Raw genomic sequence first — 22,065 nt, 5'->3', positions numbered from 1 at the left:
GTTTTACTCTGCGCCAGACGCCCCTTCAGACGCTGCGCGTCCTGCCAGTGGCGCAGGGTATAGACCTGCGGATGCGCCGCCCACGCCTCGCCCGGCAGACGCGCCCGCCCTCCGGTGGCAATCAAAAGAATGTTGTAACTAAGATGCGTACCGTTGCTTAAACGCACCGTTTTTGTCTGACGGTCGATCTGCTCCGCACGCAGTGGGCGGTACCAGGTCAGATCCAGCGCCTGCTGTGCCTCTTCGGAAAACAGCCGCGGGAGCGCCGCGTCAGGCTCCAGCAGAGACGCCTTCGACAGCGGCGGACGTTCATAGAAATCCCACGCTTCTTCCGCCACCACGCAAATCTCGCCCTCGAAGCCCTCGTCGCGGAGGGTTTTTGCCGCCCAGCCGCCCGCCTGACCGCCGCCGATAATGACAATGCGCGACGTCATACCGCCTCCGGCTTTTTCTGCTGACGGCGCGTGTCGTGGTCGATGCCGCCTTCCACCGCCCATTCGGTGAAGGAGACCAGCGAATGCTCCAGCTCGCGCGGCTGCCAGTTTTCGGTCAGGTAATCGTCGTTGGTGTAATACTCAAACGCGCCGCCGGTCGGGCTGTTGACGTACCAGAAATAGGCCGACGACACCGGATGACGGCCCGGCCCAATAAACGTGCTCCAGGCGTTTTTATTCATCGCGATACCGCCGCCGATCACCTCGTGGATGTCGCGCACCGTAAACGCAACGTGGTTTAGCCCGCGCTTGCGGTTCGGTAATTGCAGCAGGAACAGGTTGTGATGGCCGCCGCGCACGCCGCAGCGCAGGAATACGGCGCGGTTGATGTAGCGGTCAGAGACCTGGAAGCCGAGCACTTCGCGATAGAATGTCTCCACCGCGGCCAGCTCCTCAACGAAAAACACCACGTGCCCGACGTTAATCGGCTGGGCGCGATCGTAGACCGGGCTGGGGGTGTCGATTCGGCGAGCGTCTCCCCACTGGTTAATCGGCTCAACGTTCAGCTCCACGTCGGTCTGCTGGCTGACCTGCACGCGCAGCGTCATGCCGTTCGGATCGCGGCACTCCAGGGCGTCGCCCACTTCACGAAAGCCAGGCTGCCCGGCAAGCTTCGGGCGCAGCGCATCGAGGTCTGCCGGGGTGGCCACCGCCCAGGTCATACGGCGCAGGGTGTTGCCCGCTTCAAAGGCTGGCGGCAGGTCGGGGCTGTCGATCGGATTAAGCTCCACGCGTGCGCCGCTCAGGGTGGTAAAACGCTGGCCGCTGGCATCGCCCGTCAGGCCAAAATCACGCATAAATTTGGCGCAGTGCGTCAGGTCTTCCACGCCAAATTCCAGCTTTTCAATTCCGGTTACACTCATCGTTCGTTGCCTCATCTGGCCCAAATTGGGCGTAAAACATGCCCGACGCACTGAAGCGCCTGACGTTAACTAACTGATTTAACTGGCCTGTGACAGGTACCCTAAGAAGCCAGAAATTTTATCTGCCGCGAGGCGAACCTCGTTCTGGAGCCGCTCGCGGTCGGTCTGCGGGATCTCCTCCGACGGCACCAGAATGCTGACCACCGCCGCCACGCGCTGGCTTCGGTCATACACCGGATAGACGATGGAAGAGATGCCGTGGCGGAAGAAAGACTCGCCAATCACATATCCGCGGGCTTTGTCCTGCTGCACCATCTGCCACAGGGCTTCGCGGTCGTGAAGCTGCCCCGGCGTGTTGCCCGGCAGCCGCTCGTGCGGAAACAGCTGTTCAAAATCGGCGCGGGAAATATCGGTCAATAACATGCGGCCAAGCGAGGTACAGTGCACCGGCAGACGGGTGCCAATGCTGACCTGATTGATACGCGACCCGGCGGCGCTGACGCGGGCAATGTAAATAATGTCGCGTCCGTCGCGGATCGCCAGATGGCTGCTGCACTGGCTGACATCGCGAAGCTGCTCGATCACCGGCTGGCCTACCTGCGCCACATCCAGCGAGGCGATGTACTCAAAGCCCAGGCGCAGCACGTTCATGCCCAGCGAGAAGGTATTGGTGCGCGCATTGCGCTCCAGAAAACCCATATACTCCAGCGTCTGCACCACGCGGTAGGCAGTGGCCTTCGGCATATCCACCAGCCGGTGTAGCTCGGCAAAGGTCAGCTCGCGATGCTGCTCGCCGAAGGCCAACAGCAGCTGCAAACCGCGTTCAAGCCCCGGCACCAGATACTTCACTTCCTGATCGTTTGCCATAATCGCCATACCTTAGTTAAAGACAAAACCGCCGTTGACCGGGATCAGCTGCCCGGTGATAAACCGCGACAGATCGCTTAAGAGCCAGACCACGCTGCCGGTGACATCCTCCGGCTGCTGCGCGCCCGTTAACGCGCGGCCATTTTCGTAGAGCTGATGGCGTTCGGCGGGCACATATTCGGTGGCCTCGACGCGGGTCAGCCCCGGCGCGATAGCGTTGATTCGAATGCGTTTTTCCCCCAACTCGCGCGCCATTGAGCGGGTCATCGCAATCACCGCCCCCTTACTGGCCACGTAGGCCATCAGGCGCGGCGCGCCCCACAGCGCGGTATCGGACGCCACGTTCACAATCCCCGCCCCTTCGCGCAGCAGCGGCACGGCGGCACGCGTCACCAGCCAGGTGCCCTTGACGTTCACGCTCATCACCCGATCCCAGAGATCCGGATCGTAATCCAGCATGTTTTTACCGCCCACGCCGGTCGCCATTGCCGCGTTGTTCACCAGGCCGTCAATCTGCCCCAGCTTGCCAATGGCGCTGAATACCTGCTCGATGGACTGCGGATCGGCCAGATCGATAACGTGCGATTCGGTTGCATACCCTTGCTCGTTCAGACGGTGGGCGCTTTCGGCCAGCTCGCCTTTGAGGATGTCGCACATCACCACGCAGGCACCTTGCGCAGCGCAGGCGCTGGCAAAGTGGTAACCCAGCCCGCGCGCGGCGCCGGTCACGACGATGCGCTTCCCGCTCAGCAGTCCGTTCATCAGGCGGCTCCCTGCTGCGCTTCGCGCATCGCCAGCTGTTCTTTCGCGGCCTTTTGCATCATGCGGCGCAGGCGCGAGAGCCCGACGTCGTGCTGGTAGAGGTATTCATGGTCACGGGCATTTGGCGCCAGGCTTTCCAGCACCACGCGGTCCTGCTCCAGCACTTCCCAGTGCAGTTTTTCCAGACGATTGCGGTACATAAAGCGCCACATATCGCGCTGCCAGCCCTGCACGCGGCGGATGCGCCAGAAGAAGACGCGGCAGTTGTCGTTATCTTCCGGCACCACCATGCCGACGATAAAGAAGTGGCCGCCCGGTCCGAAACGCTTCTTATACGGAATGGAGAGACGCATCCAGCAGGTGCCGCTGTTGCCCAATTCCACCCAGTCGAAATTGACGCCGCTCTGCCCCTTTTTCTCGAAGATGAAGCCGGTTTTGGTCGGCTGAAGCACCATGTCGGCCTTGCGATCCCCTTCCGCCATCGAATGTGACGACGAATGCAGATAGGTGCCGTGCATCGGGTCCATGACGTTTTCCAGCGCGTACTGGTAATTGCATTTCCACGCGGCGGTGCAGAGGAAGTTGCTGAAACTGTCCGTGTCGGCGAGCTCATCCGGGAAAGTCAGCTCGTCCGGCTGCTGGTCAGCAGTGACGCCGAACCACAGGAAAATGGCGCCGTGCGCCTCCTGCACGTTATAGCTGCGCACGCACTGCTGGCCGACCAGCGGGCATTTGTCCACGGCGGGCACATCTTTCACTTCACCATTGCCCGCCACTTCCACGCCGTGGTACCAGCAGGCAATACGGTCCCCAAGGTTCCAGCCCATCGACAGGCGTGCGCCGCGGTGCGGACAGCGGTCTTCCAGCGCCTGCACCTGGCCGTCTTTATTGCGCCAGACCACAATCTGCTCGCCCAGGCGGGTAATCCCCACCGGCGCGGACTGCACTTCCCAGCTCGCCAGTACCGGATACCAGAGGCCGCGCAGACCTTTATCCAGATAGTTTTGTACGGTAGTCGTCATCGCGTTGTCCTCAGTAGCCGTTAACCTGTAAGAATGCCTGGAAGCTGGCGTCGCTCCAGGGCTCGCCCTGCTGGTCGTGCATGCGCACCGCGTTCAGCCCGTTCACCAGCTCCGGCAAGGTTTCAACGCCCTGCTCGAAGAGATCTTCCAGCGTCGCGATCAGGTTCATCTCCCAGTTTTCCGGCTCGCGGCTGCGGGTTTGCCAGATCAGGTTCTGGTAATCGCCTGGCTTATGAATGGCACCGTTACCGCCTTCTGCAGGCGGAGTAAACTGGCGGCTTTCCGGCAGCGCCGGGTTGTAGTTCAGGGTGTCGCTCATGCCACGCTCTCCTCGACGAAGGTAATCTGGATTTGGTTTTCAAAGACCCGAACCGGGTAGCGGTTAAGGTTGCGACCACCGGGGCCATGCAGGCACTGGCCGGTTTTGACGTCGAACACCGCCTCGTGTAGCGGGCATTCCACCTTGCCATCTTCGACGAAGCCCTGGCTCAGCAGGGCATATGCGTGCGGGCATACGTCTTCCAGCGCGTAATATTCACCGTCAATCAAATAAACGCCGATCTCTTTACCGTCGACGTTGCCGCTAAAAGGGAAATCTTCCTGTACTTGTTCTGCGTCACATACGCCTATCCAGCTCATCACGATCCTCCAGGCTTTTGTTTCATATATGAAACTCTGTTTCTTATTTAATACGGTCAATATAAAAGCGATGAATGTTTCGTCAAGCACGAATGTGACGAATTTGTTAACCAGGAGGTAATTAATTAACTAAGTGTGCAAAGGATCACGAAAAAATGCAGCGATATGAAATTTTCATTATTGCCGCGTGAAAGAATACGATTTTTCGATAGTCTAAAATTTCAAAAAACAGATATTGACTTCTTTTCTTTTTGCTCATTAAAAATAAAAAGGTGGCACGTCATCGTGTTTCACCTGTGAAACTTATTTTTACTTTATTCTTAATAAACAATGAGTTTCACAGGTGAACCATTTTACACCCGTGACAATCACTCTGATAAAAAATATTCACACGCGCAGACATAAGGCAGGCATCATGACGGCAAGATGGCAAGGTACAATTGCACTGTTATTACTCATCATTATTTCCTACATCGACCGTGTGAATATCTCGGTAATGATTTTACACCCGGAATTTGCCGCACATTTTCAGTTAAATGAAAACAGAATGTTACAAGGAATGCTCATGACTTGCTTTCTGCTGGGTTATGGTTTTTCGGCTTTATTATTAACGCCAGTTATTGAAAGCAAACTTCATTATCGGCAGGGATTATTAAGCAGCATTGCGATTTGGGCCGCGGTCTGTGCGATTTCGCCCTTGCTCGGCTCGCTGATGGGGATGCTCATTGCGCGCGTGATTCTGGGGATTGCGGAGGGGCCGCTCTTTTCATTAAAAACGCGCTTTATCAGCGAGCGCTTTGACGCAGAAGAGATCGGCAAACCCAACGCGGTGACCGCGCTGGGCGTCTCGCTCGGGCTGGCGGTGGGCTTTCCACTGATCACCTGGCTGATGGCGCATCTGGGCTGGGCGGGATCGTTCTACGCGTTGGCCGTCATGAATCTTGTGCTGGGTGGCGGGTTAATCTGGCGCTTTCTGCCTGCGCCCCAGAGCCGGGGGAAGATGAAAAAGCCGGGATGGGTGCAGACCTTCACCCTTGCCTGGCAAACGCCGCTGCTGGGCTGGATCCTGTTGGTTGAAATCGCCACGCTGAGCTATCTCTGGGGGAGCAGCGCCTGGCTGCCCGCATGGCTGCGCGATGAACATCACTTCTCACTGCATGCTACGGGCCTGCTTGCAGCCATTCCCTTCCTGCTGAGCCTGGGGTCGAAATTTTTGGGCGGCGTGCTGCTCGACAAAATGCGCCCGGAACAGGCACCGGTGCTGTTTGTGGTGGGAGGCGCGTTAACGGCGCTGTCCGTGGTCGCGCTGATGCTCAGCCATCAGCCTGTCTGGTTGGGGATGTTTATGTTGTCCGCCAATGCTTTCTGGGGACTTCAGGGAGCTGCGATCCCTGCGGTGATCCAACATCATGCCGCGCGGGAAGCGGTGGGTAGCGCGTATGGGATCATTAATGGCATAGGGAATATCTGTGCGGCGTTTATTCCGCTGCTGATGGGGGTGGTGATGAAATCGGTCGGGTCGGTCAGCTCTGGCTTTTCGGTCCTGGTCGTGTCGCAGGCGATCACCCTGCTGGCCGGAGGAATGTTGCTGCTGCGCATGCGTCGCGCAGCAGCAATCAGCGCCTAAGGCTTATTCGCCTTTTTTCGCCGCCTGAATGTAGAGCATTTCCAGTGCCAGGGTCGCTGCCGCCAGGGCCGTGATTTCGGACTGATCATAGGCTGGCGCCACTTCCACCACGTCCATCCCGACGATGTTCAGATCCTTCAGGCCACGCACCAGCTTGATGGCGCGGTCGGACGTCAGGCCACCGATCACCGGCGTACCGGTGCCTGGCGCAAAGGCAGGATCCAGGCAGTCGATGTCGAAGGTCAGGTAGACTGGCATATCGCCGACGATCTGCTTCACCTGCGCGATGATGTCATCCACGCCGCGATCGTTCACCTGGCAGGCATCCAGCACGGTGAAGCCGTTGTCTTTGTCGAACTCAGTACGAATACCGATCTGCACGGAGTGGTTCGGATCGATCAGGCCTTCGTTCGGTGCAGTGTAGAACATAGTTCCGTGGTCAAACTCGCAGCCGTTCGCGTAGGTGTCGGTATGCGCATCGAAATGGACCAGCGCCATTTTGCCAAAGTGTTTCGCGTGGGCGCGCAGCAGTGGCAGAGTCACAAAGTGGTCGCCACCGAAGGAGAGCATACGCTTACCGGCTGCCAACAGTTTCTCGGCGTGGGCCTGCAGCTTTTCGCTCATCTCACGCGCGTCGCCGAAGGCATACACGAGGTCACCGCAGTCAACCACGTTCAGGCGCTCGCGCATGTCGAAGTTCCACGGGAAGCGGTTATGCTCCCAGGCCAGGTTGGTGGAAACCTGACGGATCGCCGCCGGGCCATGACGTCCACCGGCACGACCCGAGGTTGCCATATCGAACGGCACACCGGTGATCACCCAGTCAGCATCGCTGTCGTAGGGCTGGAAGTTCATCGGAAGGCGTAAAAAACCAAACGCGTTAGATACCAGAGAGTTGTCGTACTGATGACCTAAAGTGCTCATGTCCTGACCTCTTAAAAGTCGTTGCATTAGATACAGATGAAAAAAAATCCCCTCCGCGTCGTTAAACCCGACGAGGAAGGGATTGATGTCCTTACTGCTTTTGCCTAATGCTAGCCTCTGGAACGTGAAGATTCAAGCTCACTTTTCAAAACATAAATCAATTGTGTTGCCAGACTTTTACGGCCTCTAATTATTCACCATACCGATAAAATTCATTTTTAGAATTGATATTATCTTAAGCCCCCCATTTCTTCGCATTATTTGCGTTTAAAAGTTTGAAGCAAAACTTAATTCATAAATTTAATAAATATACCATTTTAAAACTAGGAATATATTTAGGCCTGGCCGATAGCGGTGGAGGAGATGACCTCTATACAATAGCCCCCCCAATGAAATGATATGGATATTTTTATGAAGAAGTTATCTAAGCTGGCAATCCTGGCCGTTCTTTCAACCATCGGTACCGCCGCGGCAGCAGAAGATGGCACGATTACTTTTCAAGGTACTATTAGCGACGCAACCTGTACTATTACCGGCGGTGACGCACAGGGCGAATCTGAAAGCCCAGACTTTACCGTTCATTTACCTTCTATTAGTACAACCGCACTTGCAACGGATGGACAGCGCGCAGGTGATACCTCATTCCACATTACGTTAAGCGGCGCAAACTGCACCAATGGCAAAGTTGCCAGCGTATTCTTCGAACTGGCGCAAAGCACCAATATCGATGCCACCACCGGTAACCTGAAAAATACCGTGGCTAAAGCGTCAGGCGGAGCTGAGAAAGTTCAGGTTGGTTTACTGGATTCTTCAAAAGCAAAACTGAACCTGAATACCGCAAACGATAGCGCTAAAACCGTTACGGTTGCCGGTAATACGGCTCGCTTTGATTACTGGGCACAATATGTGGCGACGGGTGGTGCATCTACTGCCGGTCAAGTCTCAACCGACGTTGTGTACTCCATTAAATATCAGTAATCGCGCGCCCCGCGGGTTTATCCGCTAAGAGTATCACCTAAAGGATTAGGCCAGATGTTAAAAAAACTTGTTATATCTTCTGTATTCATGATGACGCTGGCCTTTTCCTTTGCGGCCAGTGCAACGATTCAAATTATGACGACCCGCGTGGCATTCAACGCCGGGGAGAAAGAACAAACGATTCGTATTAATAACGTCAGCAAAGCGCCTGAACTGGTTCAGGTGTGGCTTTCCAGCACCGATAAGAGTGACGGCATCGCCAAAGAAGATTTGCCTTTCTTTATCACCCCACCGGCGGCCAGAATTAACGGCCAAAAGGGGAAAGTTTTCCGCATATTCCAGACGGAAGGCGCCGCCGCGAAATATCCAAAAGATCGTGAAACGGTTCTGTGGCTCAATGTCCTGGATATTCCGCCTGAAATGGCGGACGACGTAGATAAAAATCAGCTAAAGATGGCGTTCAGAACGCTGATTAAATTTTTCTATCGCCCGGTTGGTCTGAAAGGTAATCCGATGAAAGCGGCGGATGAATTAACCTGGCAATTGAAAAAAGCAGCCAACGGTTATGACGTCGTTGGAACAAATAATTCGCCTTTCCATGTAAGCATGACAAATGTCTGGCTCCGAGATGCTCAGGGTAAAGATGTCATGATTGATGGCGAGATGATCGCGCCATATAGCACGCTGGTATATCACTTCCCGCAGGTTAATGCCGTGCAGGGGAAAGGGACATTCCAATACAATTATATTACCGATCTGGGTGCCTATATTAAGCGCACGTATAACTTCTGATTAGTAATCATATTGACCAGGACGGTGATATGTCGATGTTTTACAAGAAAACTAACATTCTGCGGGTGATTAGTGGCTTTGTCATTTCGGTGACCATTGCGCCACTCGCAGTATATGCCAGTGATACCAGTAAGCCGATGACATTTTCTCGTGGGTTTATGAAGTATTACGATAGCGGAATCGATCTGACACAATTTGACGGCGTTGAAAAAATACTGCCGGGGAAATATACGCTTGAGGTTTACAGCAACCTCAAGCCGGTTAATACCTGGACCGTTACCTTTGTGGCTGCAAATAATGAGCAGGGATTCAACGCCTGCATGACGCCCGAAATGGTCGTCCGCTTTGACGTCGACACATCAAAACTTCCCCCCGACTGGAAGCAGAATACCTGCATTATTCTCCCTGAGCTGATTAAAGGCGCGACGGTTAATTATAATGCGGTAGAAGAACAGCTGGATGTCACGATTCCTCAGGCAATGCTGCTGAATACGCCTGCGGGTTACGTAAGCCCGGAGTTATGGGATAACGGCGTACCGGCGCTGATGTCCTCCTATACCCTTAGCGCCACCAGTTCACGTTATCGCCCCGCTCAGGACAACGCGACCTATCTCTACAGCAATTTGCACAACACCCTCGCACTGGGGGCATGGCGTTTTACGACCTACGACAGCCTGAGCTCCGGCAGCGACACTGAAAATACCGGCGTACAGCATATCCAGGCCTATGCAGAGCGGGCGATTGCGCCGCTGCAATCGCAGATTGTGCTGGGCGATCTGAACACCACCGGTGATTTTTTTGACACTACCGCCCTGCGTGGCGTTCGTCTCGCCACGGACGATCGCATGCTTCCCGACTCGGTACGCAACTATGCCCCGGTGGTGCGCGGCATCGCCAACAGCAACGCCACGGTGACCATCAAGCAGGCTGGCAACACCCTGTATGAAAAAGTGGTGCCGCCTGGGGAGTTCGCCATCAGCGATCTCTATGCGACAGGCTATAACGGCGATCTTGAGGTCACCGTTAAAGAGACAAACGGCAAAGAGTCCTACTTCGTGGTCCCCTACTCCAGCGTACCGCAGCTGCTGCGCGAAGGTTACTCCCGCTACTCTGTGGCTGCGGGTGAAATCCGCGATACCTGGCTGAAAGAGGATCCGAAAGCGGTTGAGGGCACGTTTCAGTACGGCTTATTCAATAACTTTACCGGCTACGTTGGCGGACAGAGCGCGTTCGAAGGTGATTATGCGGCGCTGATGACCGGTTTTGCGATTAACACCCGTCTGGGCGCATTAGGCGTAGACGTGACGCGCTCTTTCACCCGCTTCGAGGGGCAGCCGGACACCGCAGGCTGCGGCACGTTCTGCAATATGAGCCTGCGCATTAGCCTGGCGAAGACCCTCCCGACAACCGGGACGAACTTCAGCCTGATTGGCTATCGCTACTCCAGCGCGAATTTCTACTCCCTGAGCGACGCGGTCAGCCTGAAGCGCTCGATTGAAGCCGATGAAGAAGACTTTCTCCCGGAACGCTATCGCGAGCGCCTGGAAGCCAACATCAACCAGACGCTTCCCGCCGGTTGGGGAAGCTTCTACGTCAGCGGGTTTGTGGGCAACGTCTGGAATAACGAGCAGGGCCGGAATGAAAAGTCGAACTTCGTGCTGGGCTACAACAACCAGTTTGGCATCACGACCTGGGGGATCTCCCTTGGCCGCACCAATAACGACGATGGCGACCACGAAGATACGCTCTACCTGAACGTGAGCATGCCGCTTGGCCACCACTACGAGAAGCAGGCTCGCCTGGGGGCCAACTTTAGCTATAACAGCGAAGAAGCCAACTTCCGTACCTCGCTGAACGGCTCCGCCGGGGAACGCTCACAGTTTGGCTTTGGCGGCTATTTCAGCCAGTCCAACACGCCGGAAACTAACTTCGGCATGAACCTCTCCTACACGGGCGAGAGCGCCTCGGGCGGGATGACCTACAGCCAGTCCCGGGACTCCTTTATGGGAGGGGTCAACCTGAACGGCGGCGTGGTGGTGCATGAAGGCGGCATCAACTTTGTGCCAACCCTCGCAGACACCATTGGCATCGTGGAAGCAAAAGGCGCAGAAGGCTCTCGCATCTACCCGGATTCCCAGGCCGTCATCAAAGACAACGGCTACGGCATTGTCGGGTATCTGGTGCCTTACAAGTACAACGAGGTGTACGCCGACCCGAAAGGCACCGCGTATACCGTCGAGGTCGACGACACCCGCCGAACCATCGTGCCAACCTCCGGCGCGGCAGTGCTGATCAAAATGGACACCCAGGCCAATCGCCAGAGCTTTGTGCGCTTTATGCAGCCTTCCGGCGAAGTGATCCCATTTGGTGCGTCGGTACTGGACGAATCGCACAACGCCATCGGCATGGTCGGTCAAAACGGCGTGGCGATGGTGGCGCTTAAGGAAGGCCAAAACGTCTTTACCCTCCAGTGGAAGAAAAATAAAAAGCCCGCGCAGTGCGGTGCGCGTTATGTGAAGCAAGGCACTGAGGACCGGCCAACCGAGGAAGAAGCGTTTAAGGCTATTGAAATTACCTGCATCAATAACGGGGCAACACCATGAAACGGATTTTTACGGCTGCGCTGATTCTTTTATCCACGGCGTTTGTCTCTTTAACGTGCAACAACGCCTATGCGGCGTTGTGCACCCTCACGTCTCCGTTGGCGACGCTGAATATCATGGACGACATCACGCTTAACGTCATAAAGCAGCGTGAAGTCGGCAAGGTTTTATGGAGCAAAACCTATCAGGTGCCGGACGTCAGCTACACCTGCGACGCGTCCACCCAATCTTCATGGCATTCAAGCTATTCGCGAAGCTATATCCGTTCGCAGATTGATCATGTCTATAACACCGAAATCCCGGGGATAGGCATTCGCATGCGGTGGCCCACGCAGACCGAATCTTCATGGCTGCCGGGTAACTCGGGTTCGCCGACCATGTGCTCCACCGGTTGTGGAGTGAAAAACAGTACGGTTCTGGTGGAAATGGTCCAGACCGGCTCGATGCCTGAAGGGGAATACTTTATTCCAGCGGGTAAGGTGGCGGAAGCACTGGTGATCCCGTCCGCCGATGAAAGCGAAAAACTGCCGATTATGGCCATCAACTTTGGTGTTGCCATTAAGGTGGTTACCGCCTCGTGCTCAATTTACCCCTCAGCGACGAACGTCGATTTAGGCACCTATAACATCGCCGATTTTCAAAACGACGATACTTTTCAGGGTGTTAAAAAAGACTTCAGCATCACCGTGGGCTGCCCTTCTACGGAACAAATTGGCATCACCTTCAACTCCTTAATTAACACCCCTTTAGGCGCGTTGACCGGTGTGATCGGCGTTGAAAGCGGCGATGGCTATGCAAGCAATTTTAGTATTCGCCTTTTTGAGAAGAACTCAACCGCGATCACGCTGGGTAAGGAGAAGGTCTATACCGCCTCCACGCTCACCAAAAACTATCAGGCACAAATCTATGTTGGTGGCGGGGTCGATCGTAAGACGGTCCTCACCCCCGGCAAAGTTGTCGGCGCCGTTCAATACACCGTTGTCATTAAATAACGCTCAGGGAGAGAGTGATGCGTTGTCATTTCAAAATCAAAAACATCCTGTTTTTACTGCCTTTATTACAGGTGGCCCATGCCGCCATACTGCCCTCAGTTCAGAACAAGCAGGAACTTGACCGCCTGGAGCGGCAGAGTAACCAGTATCTGATTGAAGAGGCGAAAAGAACGGAAGCGTTGCTGCAACAGCAGCGCGCAATTCGCGGCGAAGACGCGGAGACCGGCCTGCCGGCAAATTCATCGTGGAAGTTCAACGTAACCCGGATCGAGATCCTCGACGATCATCTGTTCGACGGATCGCCGCAGCGCGAGGAGATCGTCCAGCGCTATCTGGGTAAGGATCTGGGTAAATCTGACATTTTCACCTTAGTGAAAGAGTTAACGGATTTTTATATTTCCCGTGGCTATGCCACTACTCTTATCAGCATCGACCCCGGCAACATCAAGAGCGGTACGCTTAAGCTTCGCGTGCTGTGGGGAAAGATTAACGATTTTAAGGTGAACGGCCAGACACCGGGCCTGCGTGATAGCACGCGTCTTTTTACCGCCTACCCGTTTGCCAAAGACAAGATCCTCAATATGCAGGATGTCGACCAGATGGTTGAGAACCTGATGCGGGTCTCGGAGAGGGATAATATTAGCGTTGAACCCTCAATCATTAATGGCTATTCCGATCTTAACCTGATTCATCAGCCCTCATTTCCGATTGACGCGGCGGCGGGGTTAAATAACTCCGGGAGCAAATCAGAAGGCTGGCAGCAATATTACGGCAGCCTGACGGCAAAAAATATTGCCGGATTAAACGACATTTTTAATGCGTATTACTCCTGGAACGATCTGAAAAATAATAATGATAAACAGGACTCCTGGTCATTTAGCTACAGCGTGCCGCTGGGCTATTGGGGGTTTGATACCAGCTATTACAAATCCGAATACGAAAAAGGCATCGACGGCGGCTTCGGCATTTACGATTCCGATGGCACGTCGGAGCGTGCATCCCTGCGTATCAGCCGCATGCTGATGCGTGGCGCGACGGGCAAAACCAGCGCCTGGATGAAAGTCGAACGCCGGGATAACTACAACGGCATCGAAAACGCGCGCATTGACGTTAGCTCAAAAACCTACACCTCGCTGGCGTCGGGCCTGACCTACGTTGGCGCCATGGGCGGTGGCTGGTTCTATGGCGATCTGAGCGTCACCGCGGCGGTGCCGTGGTTTGGTTCAGCCCGCGACGGCGATAAAGACCTTGAGGGTTTCGACGTCGATTATCTGAAATACAACGGCATTGCCTCCTGGACGCGCCCGCTCGCTAAGTTTGGCCGACTCGGCATGACCTACGAGCTGAACAGCGGTTTTCAGTACACGCCGGATGTGCTGGTGAGTGATGCCAAAGTGACTATCGGCGATGAATACACCGTTCGTGGTTTCAAAGACGATAACGTGATGAGCGACAGCGGCGCGTGGATTGCCAATAGCCTGCAGTTTCCTTTCGATATTGGACTGGCCGGTATTTACCAGCTGACGCCCTATATTGGCTACGACGTTGGCTTCACAAAAGATAATTGCCCGAAAGGCGTCAATGTCTGCGACAGCCAATTCATGATGGGCGCATCAGTGGGCGTTAAAGCCACTGGCAGCCATTTCTCTTCCTACGTTATGGCAGGGTGGCCCGTTAAAAAACCAGACTCAATGGAAGAAGAAACCGTCGATAACACGGTGGTTTATTACAAAACGGAAATTAACTTCTAACAAAGGGAAGAATAATGAAAAACAAAAACACACGCAGCGGAAAAATAACCACGCGCAATTTGCATAAGCGGCTCTGCCCATTATATCTGTCTTTGGCCGGCATTTTCTCGGCCCCCGTCGATGCGGCAACCACGCCTGATAATCGTCAGTCGAAAGGCCCTACCATGGGCCAGGCGGCCAACGGCACGCCCGTGGTGAATATTGCCGATCCTAATGCGAAAGGCATCTCCATGAATAAATTCAACGAATTTAACGTTGAAAAACAGGGGATGATCTTTAACAACAGCATGCAGGACGGCGTAACGAAAATTGGCGGCTATGCGGTAAAAAATGCCCAACTGCAGCACGAAGCCAGCGCCATTATCAGCGAAGTAACGGGTGCGAAAGCGTCCTACATTAACGGCACGATGGAAGTTTTCGGTAAAAAGGCCGACATCATCATTGCCAACGAAAACGGCATTAGCGTAAACGGCGCAACCACCATCAATGCCAACAGCCTGACCCTCAGCACCGGTAAAGTGCAGGCAAATAACGACGGTTCCTATAAGCTGGCGGTCGAAAAAGGGGCGGTATCCGTCACCGGTCAGGGCATTAATACCGACGGGCTGGGCTACTTTGACATCGTTAGCCGCAGCGCGCAGCTGGAAGGCGAAATTGCTGGTAAAGCAGACATCAAAGTGCTGGCGGGCCAGAACGACTACGACCTTGCGACCCGTAGCCACACCGTGCGTAACAAAGGCGACGGACGGGGTCCGGCCGTGGCTATCGACGGTAGCGCGCTTGGCTCCATGTACGGCGGAAAGATCAAGCTAATCAGCACCGAATCCGGGGCGGGCGTCCGTCATGCCGGCGGCATTATCGCCAGCAGCGATCTCGAGATCAGCGCGGATGGCGACATTACGCTCGCAAGCCTGTCGAGCGAGAAAAATATGTCGCTCTCCGGCAAGAATATCACCCTGAACAAATCCACTTCCGGCGTTCAGGCAAAAAACGACATTATCATGAACGCCCTGGCGGGCATCACGCTGAATAACGACGTGATCGCCTCAACCGGCAAAATCCGCATTGATGCCAGCTCGCTGGTGCAAAATGCCGCCTCGCTGGTAACAAATAACACCACCACCACCGTCCCGGCAATTCAGATTAACGTCGCGGGCCAGTATACCCTGAACGGCAAACTGCAGGCGCTGGACGCCAACGGCAAGGTCATTGCAGACGGCGTCGTGACGCTGAAAAACGGCGATTTCGTTGTGAAGGTCAACGGCGTTGAAGTGCCGTTTGCCTCGCTGATCTCGGATACCCAGGTGATCAGCCACAGCGGTGACGTAGAGATTACCGCAGGCAGCATGAATAACGGCGGCGGCAGCGTCCTGGCGAAAAAAGGCACCCTGCAGTTCACCCTGAAAGAGGCCTTTGTGAACAGCGGCTCCGTCAGCGCCACGGGGGACCTGACGATTGCGTCCGGTTCACTGAAGAACGACGGCGTGCTGTACGCATCCAATAACCAGACGCTCCGCGTCGGCAACCTGGACAACAACGGCCGCATCTTCGCGGAAAAACGGCTGGTGATGAACGCCAGCGCGCTGAACAACCGTGGAAACATCGGTGCGACCACTGACGCACTGCAGGTCACCACGACCGGCAACTTGACCAACAGCGGCACCCTCGTGGGTGATGCGGCAGCCGTCAGCCTGAACGTGGGCGGCGACGTCGACAACAGCGGTAACATCATCAGCAACGAAAAAGATGTCACCCTCGCTGCCAGCGGTAAATCCATCAAGAACCAGGGCAAAATCGAGGGGAAAAACGTTACCCTGACCGCGTCCAACGCCGACGCGACGCTTGAAAACAGCGGCACGCTGAACGCCAGACAAAAAGCGCAGGTGAAAGCGGCGAAGCTGAATAACAACGGCGGAACCCTGAGCGCAGCGGGCGATGTTGCGCTGAACGTCAGTAAGCAATTAAATAACACCCACGGCGGCGAGATCCTGGCGGGCGAAAACCTTACGCTGGACGGCGCGCAGACGACTGCACTGACCAACGACAATAGCCGGATCCAGGGGAAAAACGTTACCCTGACCAACATGTCCACTCTCACCAACACGGGCGACGCCGTTCTGCTCGCGAGTGGGGCGATGGATCTGTCCGGCACAACAACGCTGACCAACTCAGCCTCCGGCATTCAGGCAACGTCCATCCTGCTGGACCACATCGGCACGCTGAATAACATCAGCGATGCTACCCTCTACAGCAGCGGCAATCTCACCCTGTCCAACATCGGTACCCTCACCAACGATGCGTCTCAGGTGGTTGCAGACGGTGCGCTGGCGATGCTGAACATCACAAACGTATCCAACACCAACAGCGCCGCGATGGTCGGTAGCGGCAGCGTAACAATCAGCAATGTGGATACGCTCAACAACAGCAACAGTGCGGTGATCCAGTCTGAGCATGCCCTCAGCATCAACAACGTGGGTACGCTGAACAACAGCACTGACGCGGCGCTCCTCGCCTCGGGCAACATGACCCTGGACGGTGTGAATACGCTGAACAATGCCTCGGTGATCCTCAGCGATGGCAGCATTACGGTGCAGAACGGCGACACGCTGCACAATAACGGCGTCGTGCAGGCGGGCACCGATCTGATTATCCGCAATATCCGCAGCCTGATGAACGACGGGAGCGACCATGTGCTCATGGCCCTGCGGAACCTGACGATCGAGGATGTGGATTCCCTGACCAACTCCAGCCAGGCAGTGATCACGGCCAGCATGAACACGGTGCTGAACGCCGTTGGCGTTCTGACTAACCTCTCCGGTGGGGTGATTCAGGCCGTTGATGGGGCGTTAACCGTCGCGGCAAATTCGCTCCTCAACAGCGGCAGTGAAAATGGTTCGAATTCGACTCTGGTGGCGGGCGGCGATGTGACCGTGACGTCAGAGAATGTGACCAACGAGAGTGGCGCGGCCATTGTCTCGACGGATAACAACCTGACGCTGAACGTGAAGAACACCCTTAACAACAGGGATGAAGCCGTGCTCGCAGGGGCAAAAACGACCTCGCTGAATGTTCAGACAGGCAACATCAAAAACACCACTGAAGCAGTCATTGCGGGCACGAATATTGCTGTTGCGACCAAAAACCTGCAAAACGATGCCAACGCCTCCATCATCGCCGACCGGGATCTGCAGCTGACTCTCGCCAGCCTGAACAACACGGCCGGTATTCTTGAGGCCGGACGCGATCTCACGCTTAGCGTCGACAACAGCCTGACCCTCGACGCCAATAACCAGAATATCTACGCCGGACGCGCGATGGCGATCGCCACGCACGGCGACTTTACCAATAGCACCCAGATGGAAGCGATTGGCGATTTGACCGTGAATGCAGACGGTAATTTCACCAACGCCGTCTCTATCGTGACCGGAGGCGATCTCAACGTCACCGCGGGCAATATCACCAACAATGCCGGTAGCCTGCTGTGGACGATGGGCGATATGAGTCTGGAAGCCCGTAACGGTACTTTCTTCAACGGCGTGTCGGGTAACGTGCTCAGCATGGGCGATATGTCGATTATCGCGAAGGAGATCCATAACCAGGCCGGGATCATTCGCGCTGAGAAGGACGTGAATTTAGACGCGGAATCCATCAGAAACGAAAGTAGCTATACCGGCGACGAAATCTCCATGACGGGTTATCAGAACGCCAGTGCGGTATATAGCACCGTTGAGCATCTCGCGACGAAATCTAACACCATGATTAACTTCTCAATGCCGGTTGTGACCTCGGGATTGAGACTGGATCATCAGGCCGAGATCAGCGCGGGCGGCAACATTAATATCAACCAGCGCAATATCTACGATAGAAAACAGATTACAAACAAAGGTGGTCTGATTCAGGCGGCGAAAGATATTACGGTTACCGGTGATATCTACAACTCACCGGAATACGGTGAAATGTCCATTTATGATTATCTGCAGCTGCCGTTAGAGATGCAGGGCGGGCTCACCTATCAGTGGCATTTAGGCGCCTATCATACGTCAACGTGGAACTTTGATACTCTTTACCAGTTCCTCGACTTCGAGTTTGGCAATGGCGCAGCGGCCGGTAAGACAGGCAGTGATGACCCTGAAAAAGCGCTCTGGTACAACGCCGTCGTGATGACCGGCAACGAGTCCACGCTTTTCAACAAAATGATGTCCGACATCTTCGGTGAAACCTGGCAAACCACCGACTACGGTACAATGTGCGGTATCTGGGCGAGCGTAACAGCCTCCAATAATGAGGCATTAAAAAACAATAAAACCTACTTCGTTCCTTCTGAAAAAGGTGAGATCACCGCGGGCGGTAACTTTACGCATAACGGCGGCACGCTGGATAACGGTATTGCGGACGCTGGGGTGATTAACAGCCACAGCGACGTAAGCGATATCGACGTGGGTGAATACACCGTGGATACGGTCATTGCCGGTTACGATGTCCAGGTGAATACCAAAAAAATTGACGAGCTGGCGATGGGCATTAGCCCGATGCCAACCATCAAGGATATGGTCTCCATTCCGGGCATGTTTGAAGTCTCAACCGACTTTAAGAAAACCGCCGAAGCGGAAAAAAATGGCACGGCTTATCCGGGGCCAGCCAACAATATCGTTCCGATCTTTGAAACGCGTCCGTCAATGATCGATCAGAGCGCTTACACAGGATCGGATTACTTCTTCGATCAGGTGGGCTATGACCCGCAGAAGCCGGTTAACGTTATTGGTGATAACTACTTCACCTCAGAATTGATCCGCCGTGAGATCAACAGCTCGGTGGGCAGTTTCTTTTCGATCCGTGATGGTCTGGAAGGCGACGCGCTGGTGCAGGCCCTGATGGACAATGCAGGCGTGGCCGCACAGGACAGCGAGCTGGGGCTGGTTGTCGGTCAATCCCTGACCGAGGAGCAGCGCAACGGACTGGACGCCGATATCGTCTGGTTCGTCAATCAGACGGTGAACGGCGTGGACGTGATGGTCCCGGTCGTGTACCTGTGCCCTGAAACGCTTCGTCAGATGGAGAGCGGAGACGTTAACGGCGGCACCGCGACCGTTCATGCCGGTGGCGATATGAACGTCGACGCGAACAGCATCAATAACGCCAACGGTACAATCTCATCCAAAGGCGACATGACGCTGGTCTCTGATGGGGATATCAACAACGTTAGCAACGGCATGAGCGCGGGTATCTCTGCGGGCGGCGACATCAATATGTCCAGCACCAGCGGCAATATCAATAACAACGGCGCGGCGATTAACGCTGAGGGCGACGTGAACATGTCCGCAGCTCAGGGTGACATCACCATGACGGCCAGCGTAGGGCGCGATGAGAGCGGCAAGCAGGTGATCCACGCCTTTGAGGACGGCGTTACCGCAGGCGGCAGCATTAACATGGAGGCTAAATCTATCACCTCCAACGCGTCGGATATTACGGCGGGTCAGGATGTAAGCATGAAGGCCACCGACGGCGACGTCACCTTCAATGACCTGCATGAAATTGACGCCACGCGTATCATTGATAACGACGTCAGAAGCGCGCTCAACTACACGATGTCTGATACCTCAACCACCACGGGCAAAGCCATTGGCGCGAATGTTTCCGCTGGCGGCAACATGAGTATCGAGGCCAAAAACGACGTGGTGATGGAAGGAGGGACCTACAACGCCCAGACCGGCAGCATCACCGCTGAAAATGACGTGACGATCAAAACGTCCCAGGACGTTGCTCACGAAGAACAGCACAGCTCGTCACGCGAGTTTGTCATCAGCGCGGGCGTCAGCGGCGGCGGCCAGTCGGTTAACACCAGCTACGGCACCATGGACGGCGGCAGCACCGAAACGACCTCCGGCGACTATGTCAGCGCAGGATCAGAATCCGATACCTCTGCAATCGGCAAGAAGCCTGGCCGTGCGCCGGTGAATGATACGGCTGGCTTCACGTTTGGCATGAGCACCTCCAGTGACTCGTCCGTCACCGACAGCAAAAAGAACACCAATGCCGCAATCAACTTTGGCCAGTCCGGGACGATTGAAGCCGGTAAGACCGCTGACATCGGTGGGGCGGATCTCAGCGCGGGCGATGCCCTGACCATCAACGCCGAGGACGTCGCGACCACGAAATATGAAGATGAGATGAAAAACACCTCATCCCATAAAGCGACGTCGTTTGGTATCACGGGCGAAGCCCACAGCACCCTTGTGGATACCTTTGATAAAGCCGGTAACCTGATTGAAAAAGGCACCGAAGGCCAGTCTGCCAACGCCGGAACAACGGCTGCGGAAGTGCTGGGCGAGGCCTCTAATCTGCTGCTCAACGATCTGGCTGGCGGTTCCGTTACCATTGGCGGCAGTTCGTCTAAATCGCACTCAACCTCCACCTCCACGGCGGAAAACATTAATCACATCAGCGCCAATAACGTTTCGATCAACACCAAAAAAGACACCACGTTGAACGGAACAGACATTAGCGGCCAGAATGTTGAAATTAACGCAGGCGGCGATGTGAACATGAATGCGGCGAAATCCACATCCAGCTACAGCAACACCACCGAGGAGCACTCGGCGGGCATCTCGGCTGGCGTGGGCGTGGATCTCTCCGGCGTGAGCGGCGGCGCGTCCGTCGACTACAGCGGCAGCAAAGAGACCGGAACAGGCAACAGCACCAGCTACACCAACAGCACCATTACGGCAGGCGACGTCAAAATTAAGTCCGGCGGCGACATGACCATGAGCGGTGCCAACATTGATGCCAATACCGCGGACGTGGATGTTGCAGGGGATATGACCGTGAACTCCCTTCAGGATACGGTTCACACGGACAACGAGCGTGCCAACTGGGGTGCATCCGTCGGTGTAGCCGTGTCGACGAAAGGCGTGATGCCTACCGGGGCCGTTAACGGCGGCGGCGGCTCAGAGGCTTATGACTCGGCAACCACCGCGAAGCAGTCCGGCATTCACACCACGGGTGACGTGCAGGTGAAAACCGGCGGCGACCTCAACATGGCGGGGGCTAATATCGTCTCTGATAATGGCACCGGTAACGTCAACGTTGCGGGCAATATCAACGCCAAAGACCTGCAAGATACCGTTGAGCAGGACGGCCTGTACGGCGGTGGCGGCGTAGGTATCGGTGGTCTGCCGGGTAAAAAAGGCGGCATTCCATCGGCTAACATCTACGTGGATACGGTCGATGAGATCCACCGTAACGAAACGCAGAAATCCACCATTTCCGTGGGGGGCACCACCAGCAAAGGTACGACTGGCGAGATCAACACCAACAAGGATGAGATGTCCGTTGTCACCCGTGACGAAAAAGAAGCGGGCAACAATATCTCCTATACCCTTGCGGATCCTGGCATCGGTAAGAAGAAAAAAGGCAGTTACGACGTCGATACGCCGAGCGACCACCACAATAGCGGCTCGTCGAAGCATTCGAGCGATGGCACCAGGAAGAAAGAGGTTACGCCAGCGAAACCTGCGCACAGCGAAGATGTGCCAGCCGTTACGCCGTCGAAAGCCGACAATCTGAAGCCTGCGCCGAAACCGGCTGACAGTACGAAGAAGACGGATACCACCCCGTCTAAAACCGCGCACAGCGAAGAGGCACCTGCCGTTACGCCGTCGAAAGCGGACGATCTGAAGCCTACACCAAAACCGGCTGACAGCGCGAAGAAGACGGATACCACCCCGTCTGAAACCGCGCACAGCGAAGCGGTG

The 22,065-nt window shown here is 55.3% G+C and carries 15 protein-coding genes; 7 read left to right on the top strand and 8 right to left on the bottom strand.

What is annotated here, in order from left to right; translation table 11 throughout:
• The 7 genes from L977_RS19835 to L977_RS19805 form a co-directional block, all read right to left on the bottom strand.
• The coding region (locus L977_RS19835; protein WP_047626741.1) for an FAD-dependent oxidoreductase at positions 1 to 434 on the bottom strand (434 nt) is incomplete at its 3' end.
• Positions 431 to 1,357, bottom strand: a complete 927-nt coding sequence (locus tag L977_RS19830) for a VOC family protein (RefSeq protein ID WP_014885169.1) — start codon at positions 1,355 to 1,357, stop codon at positions 431 to 433. The genes L977_RS19830 and L977_RS19835, both read right to left, overlap by 4 nt.
• A gap of 78 nt (positions 1,358 to 1,435) precedes the next feature.
• Positions 1,436 to 2,224 (bottom strand): IclR family transcriptional regulator, encoded by a 789-nt coding sequence (locus L977_RS19825; RefSeq protein ID WP_014885170.1) that lies wholly within the window; start codon positions 2,222 to 2,224, stop codon positions 1,436 to 1,438.
• 12 nt (positions 2,225 to 2,236) lie between these two features.
• A complete protein-coding gene (locus tag L977_RS19820) occupies positions 2,237 to 2,986 on the bottom strand; it encodes an SDR family oxidoreductase (protein ID WP_023337747.1) in 750 nt (249 codons plus the stop codon).
• Positions 2,986 to 4,008 carry an aromatic ring-hydroxylating oxygenase subunit alpha gene (locus L977_RS19815; RefSeq protein WP_014885172.1) on the bottom strand — a complete coding sequence of 341 codons (1,023 nt, stop codon included), beginning with the start codon at positions 4,006 to 4,008 and terminating at the stop codon, positions 2,986 to 2,988. The genes L977_RS19820 and L977_RS19815 overlap by 1 nt, the downstream gene beginning before the upstream one ends.
• Before the next feature lie 10 nt (positions 4,009 to 4,018).
• Positions 4,019 to 4,327, bottom strand: a complete 309-nt coding sequence (locus L977_RS19810; protein WP_014885173.1) for a recombinase-like helix-turn-helix domain-containing protein — start codon at positions 4,325 to 4,327, stop codon at positions 4,019 to 4,021.
• The gene (locus L977_RS19805; protein WP_014885174.1) at positions 4,324 to 4,647 is read right to left on the bottom strand and encodes a Rieske (2Fe-2S) protein; all 324 of its coding nucleotides are present in this window, start codon (positions 4,645 to 4,647) and stop codon (positions 4,324 to 4,326) included. The genes L977_RS19810 and L977_RS19805 overlap by 4 nt, the downstream gene beginning before the upstream one ends.
• 415 nt (positions 4,648 to 5,062) lie before the next feature.
• Here L977_RS19805 and L977_RS19800 point away from each other — a divergent pair, with 415 nt between their 5' ends.
• Positions 5,063 to 6,274: an MFS transporter gene (locus L977_RS19800; protein ID WP_047626740.1), complete on the top strand. Its 1,212-nt coding sequence runs from the start codon at positions 5,063 to 5,065 to the stop codon at positions 6,272 to 6,274.
• Positions 6,275 to 6,277: 3 nt separating this feature from the next.
• On the opposite strand, the gene speB is transcribed toward L977_RS19800, so the two are convergent.
• On the bottom strand, positions 6,278 to 7,198 hold the full coding sequence (speB, locus tag L977_RS19795; RefSeq protein ID WP_002434404.1) for an agmatinase: 921 nt from the start codon (positions 7,196 to 7,198) through the stop codon (positions 6,278 to 6,280).
• 411 nt (positions 7,199 to 7,609) lie between these two features.
• On the opposite strand from speB, the gene L977_RS19790 reads away from it, so the two are divergent.
• The 6 genes from L977_RS19790 to L977_RS19765 form a co-directional block, all read left to right on the top strand.
• Positions 7,610 to 8,176, top strand: a complete 567-nt coding sequence (locus tag L977_RS19790) for a fimbrial protein (protein WP_442854937.1) — start codon at positions 7,610 to 7,612, stop codon at positions 8,174 to 8,176.
• 54 nt (positions 8,177 to 8,230) lie between these two features.
• A complete protein-coding gene (locus L977_RS19785; RefSeq protein WP_023338772.1) occupies positions 8,231 to 8,968 on the top strand; it encodes a fimbrial biogenesis chaperone in 738 nt (245 codons plus the stop codon).
• Positions 8,969 to 8,997: 29 nt separating this feature from the next.
• Positions 8,998 to 11,571, top strand: coding sequence for a fimbria/pilus outer membrane usher protein (locus tag L977_RS19780; protein WP_023337752.1), 2,574 nt, complete (start codon positions 8,998 to 9,000; stop codon positions 11,569 to 11,571).
• Positions 11,568 to 12,563, top strand: a complete 996-nt coding sequence (locus tag L977_RS19775; protein WP_047344490.1) for a fimbrial protein — start codon at positions 11,568 to 11,570, stop codon at positions 12,561 to 12,563. The genes L977_RS19780 and L977_RS19775 overlap by 4 nt, the downstream gene beginning before the upstream one ends.
• A gap of 17 nt (positions 12,564 to 12,580) precedes the next feature.
• A complete protein-coding gene (locus L977_RS19770; RefSeq protein ID WP_047344491.1) occupies positions 12,581 to 14,314 on the top strand; it encodes a ShlB/FhaC/HecB family hemolysin secretion/activation protein in 1,734 nt (577 codons plus the stop codon).
• A gap of 14 nt (positions 14,315 to 14,328) precedes the next feature.
• On the top strand, positions 14,329 to 22,065 hold a 7,737-nt coding region (locus tag L977_RS19765), incomplete at its 3' end, for a two-partner secretion domain-containing protein (protein WP_047626736.1).

The organism is Enterobacter sp. ZOR0014, from assembly GCF_000798855.1.
Taxonomy (GTDB): domain Bacteria; phylum Pseudomonadota; class Gammaproteobacteria; order Enterobacterales; family Enterobacteriaceae; genus Enterobacter; species Enterobacter kobei.
Note: the sequence above shows the minus strand (reverse complement) of the source record. Positions and strands in the feature narration are given on the sequence as shown.

Excerpts from the sequence above, each read along its gene's own strand:
- L977_RS19830 (WP_014885169.1), bottom strand. The coding sequence starts at position 1,357 with ATGAGTGTAACCGGAATTGAAAAGCTGGAATTTGGCGTGGAAGACCTG.
- L977_RS19825 (WP_014885170.1), bottom strand. The coding sequence starts at position 2,224 with ATGGCAAACGATCAGGAAGTGAAGTATCTGGTGCCGGGGCTTGAACGC.
- L977_RS19820 (WP_023337747.1), bottom strand. The coding sequence starts at position 2,986 with ATGAACGGACTGCTGAGCGGGAAGCGCATCGTCGTGACCGGCGCCGCG.
- L977_RS19815 (WP_014885172.1), bottom strand. The coding sequence starts at position 4,008 with ATGACGACTACCGTACAAAACTATCTGGATAAAGGTCTGCGCGGCCTC.
- L977_RS19810 (WP_014885173.1), bottom strand. The coding sequence starts at position 4,327 with ATGAGCGACACCCTGAACTACAACCCGGCGCTGCCGGAAAGCCGCCAG.
- L977_RS19805 (WP_014885174.1), bottom strand. The coding sequence starts at position 4,647 with ATGAGCTGGATAGGCGTATGTGACGCAGAACAAGTACAGGAAGATTTC.
- L977_RS19800 (WP_047626740.1), top strand. The coding sequence starts at position 5,063 with ATGACGGCAAGATGGCAAGGTACAATTGCACTGTTATTACTCATCATT.
- speB (WP_002434404.1), bottom strand. The coding sequence starts at position 7,198 with ATGAGCACTTTAGGTCATCAGTACGACAACTCTCTGGTATCTAACGCG.
- L977_RS19790 (WP_442854937.1), top strand. The coding sequence starts at position 7,610 with ATGAAGAAGTTATCTAAGCTGGCAATCCTGGCCGTTCTTTCAACCATC.
- L977_RS19785 (WP_023338772.1), top strand. The coding sequence starts at position 8,231 with ATGTTAAAAAAACTTGTTATATCTTCTGTATTCATGATGACGCTGGCC.
- L977_RS19780 (WP_023337752.1), top strand. The coding sequence starts at position 8,998 with ATGTCGATGTTTTACAAGAAAACTAACATTCTGCGGGTGATTAGTGGC.
- L977_RS19775 (WP_047344490.1), top strand. The coding sequence starts at position 11,568 with ATGAAACGGATTTTTACGGCTGCGCTGATTCTTTTATCCACGGCGTTT.
- L977_RS19770 (WP_047344491.1), top strand. The coding sequence starts at position 12,581 with ATGCGTTGTCATTTCAAAATCAAAAACATCCTGTTTTTACTGCCTTTA.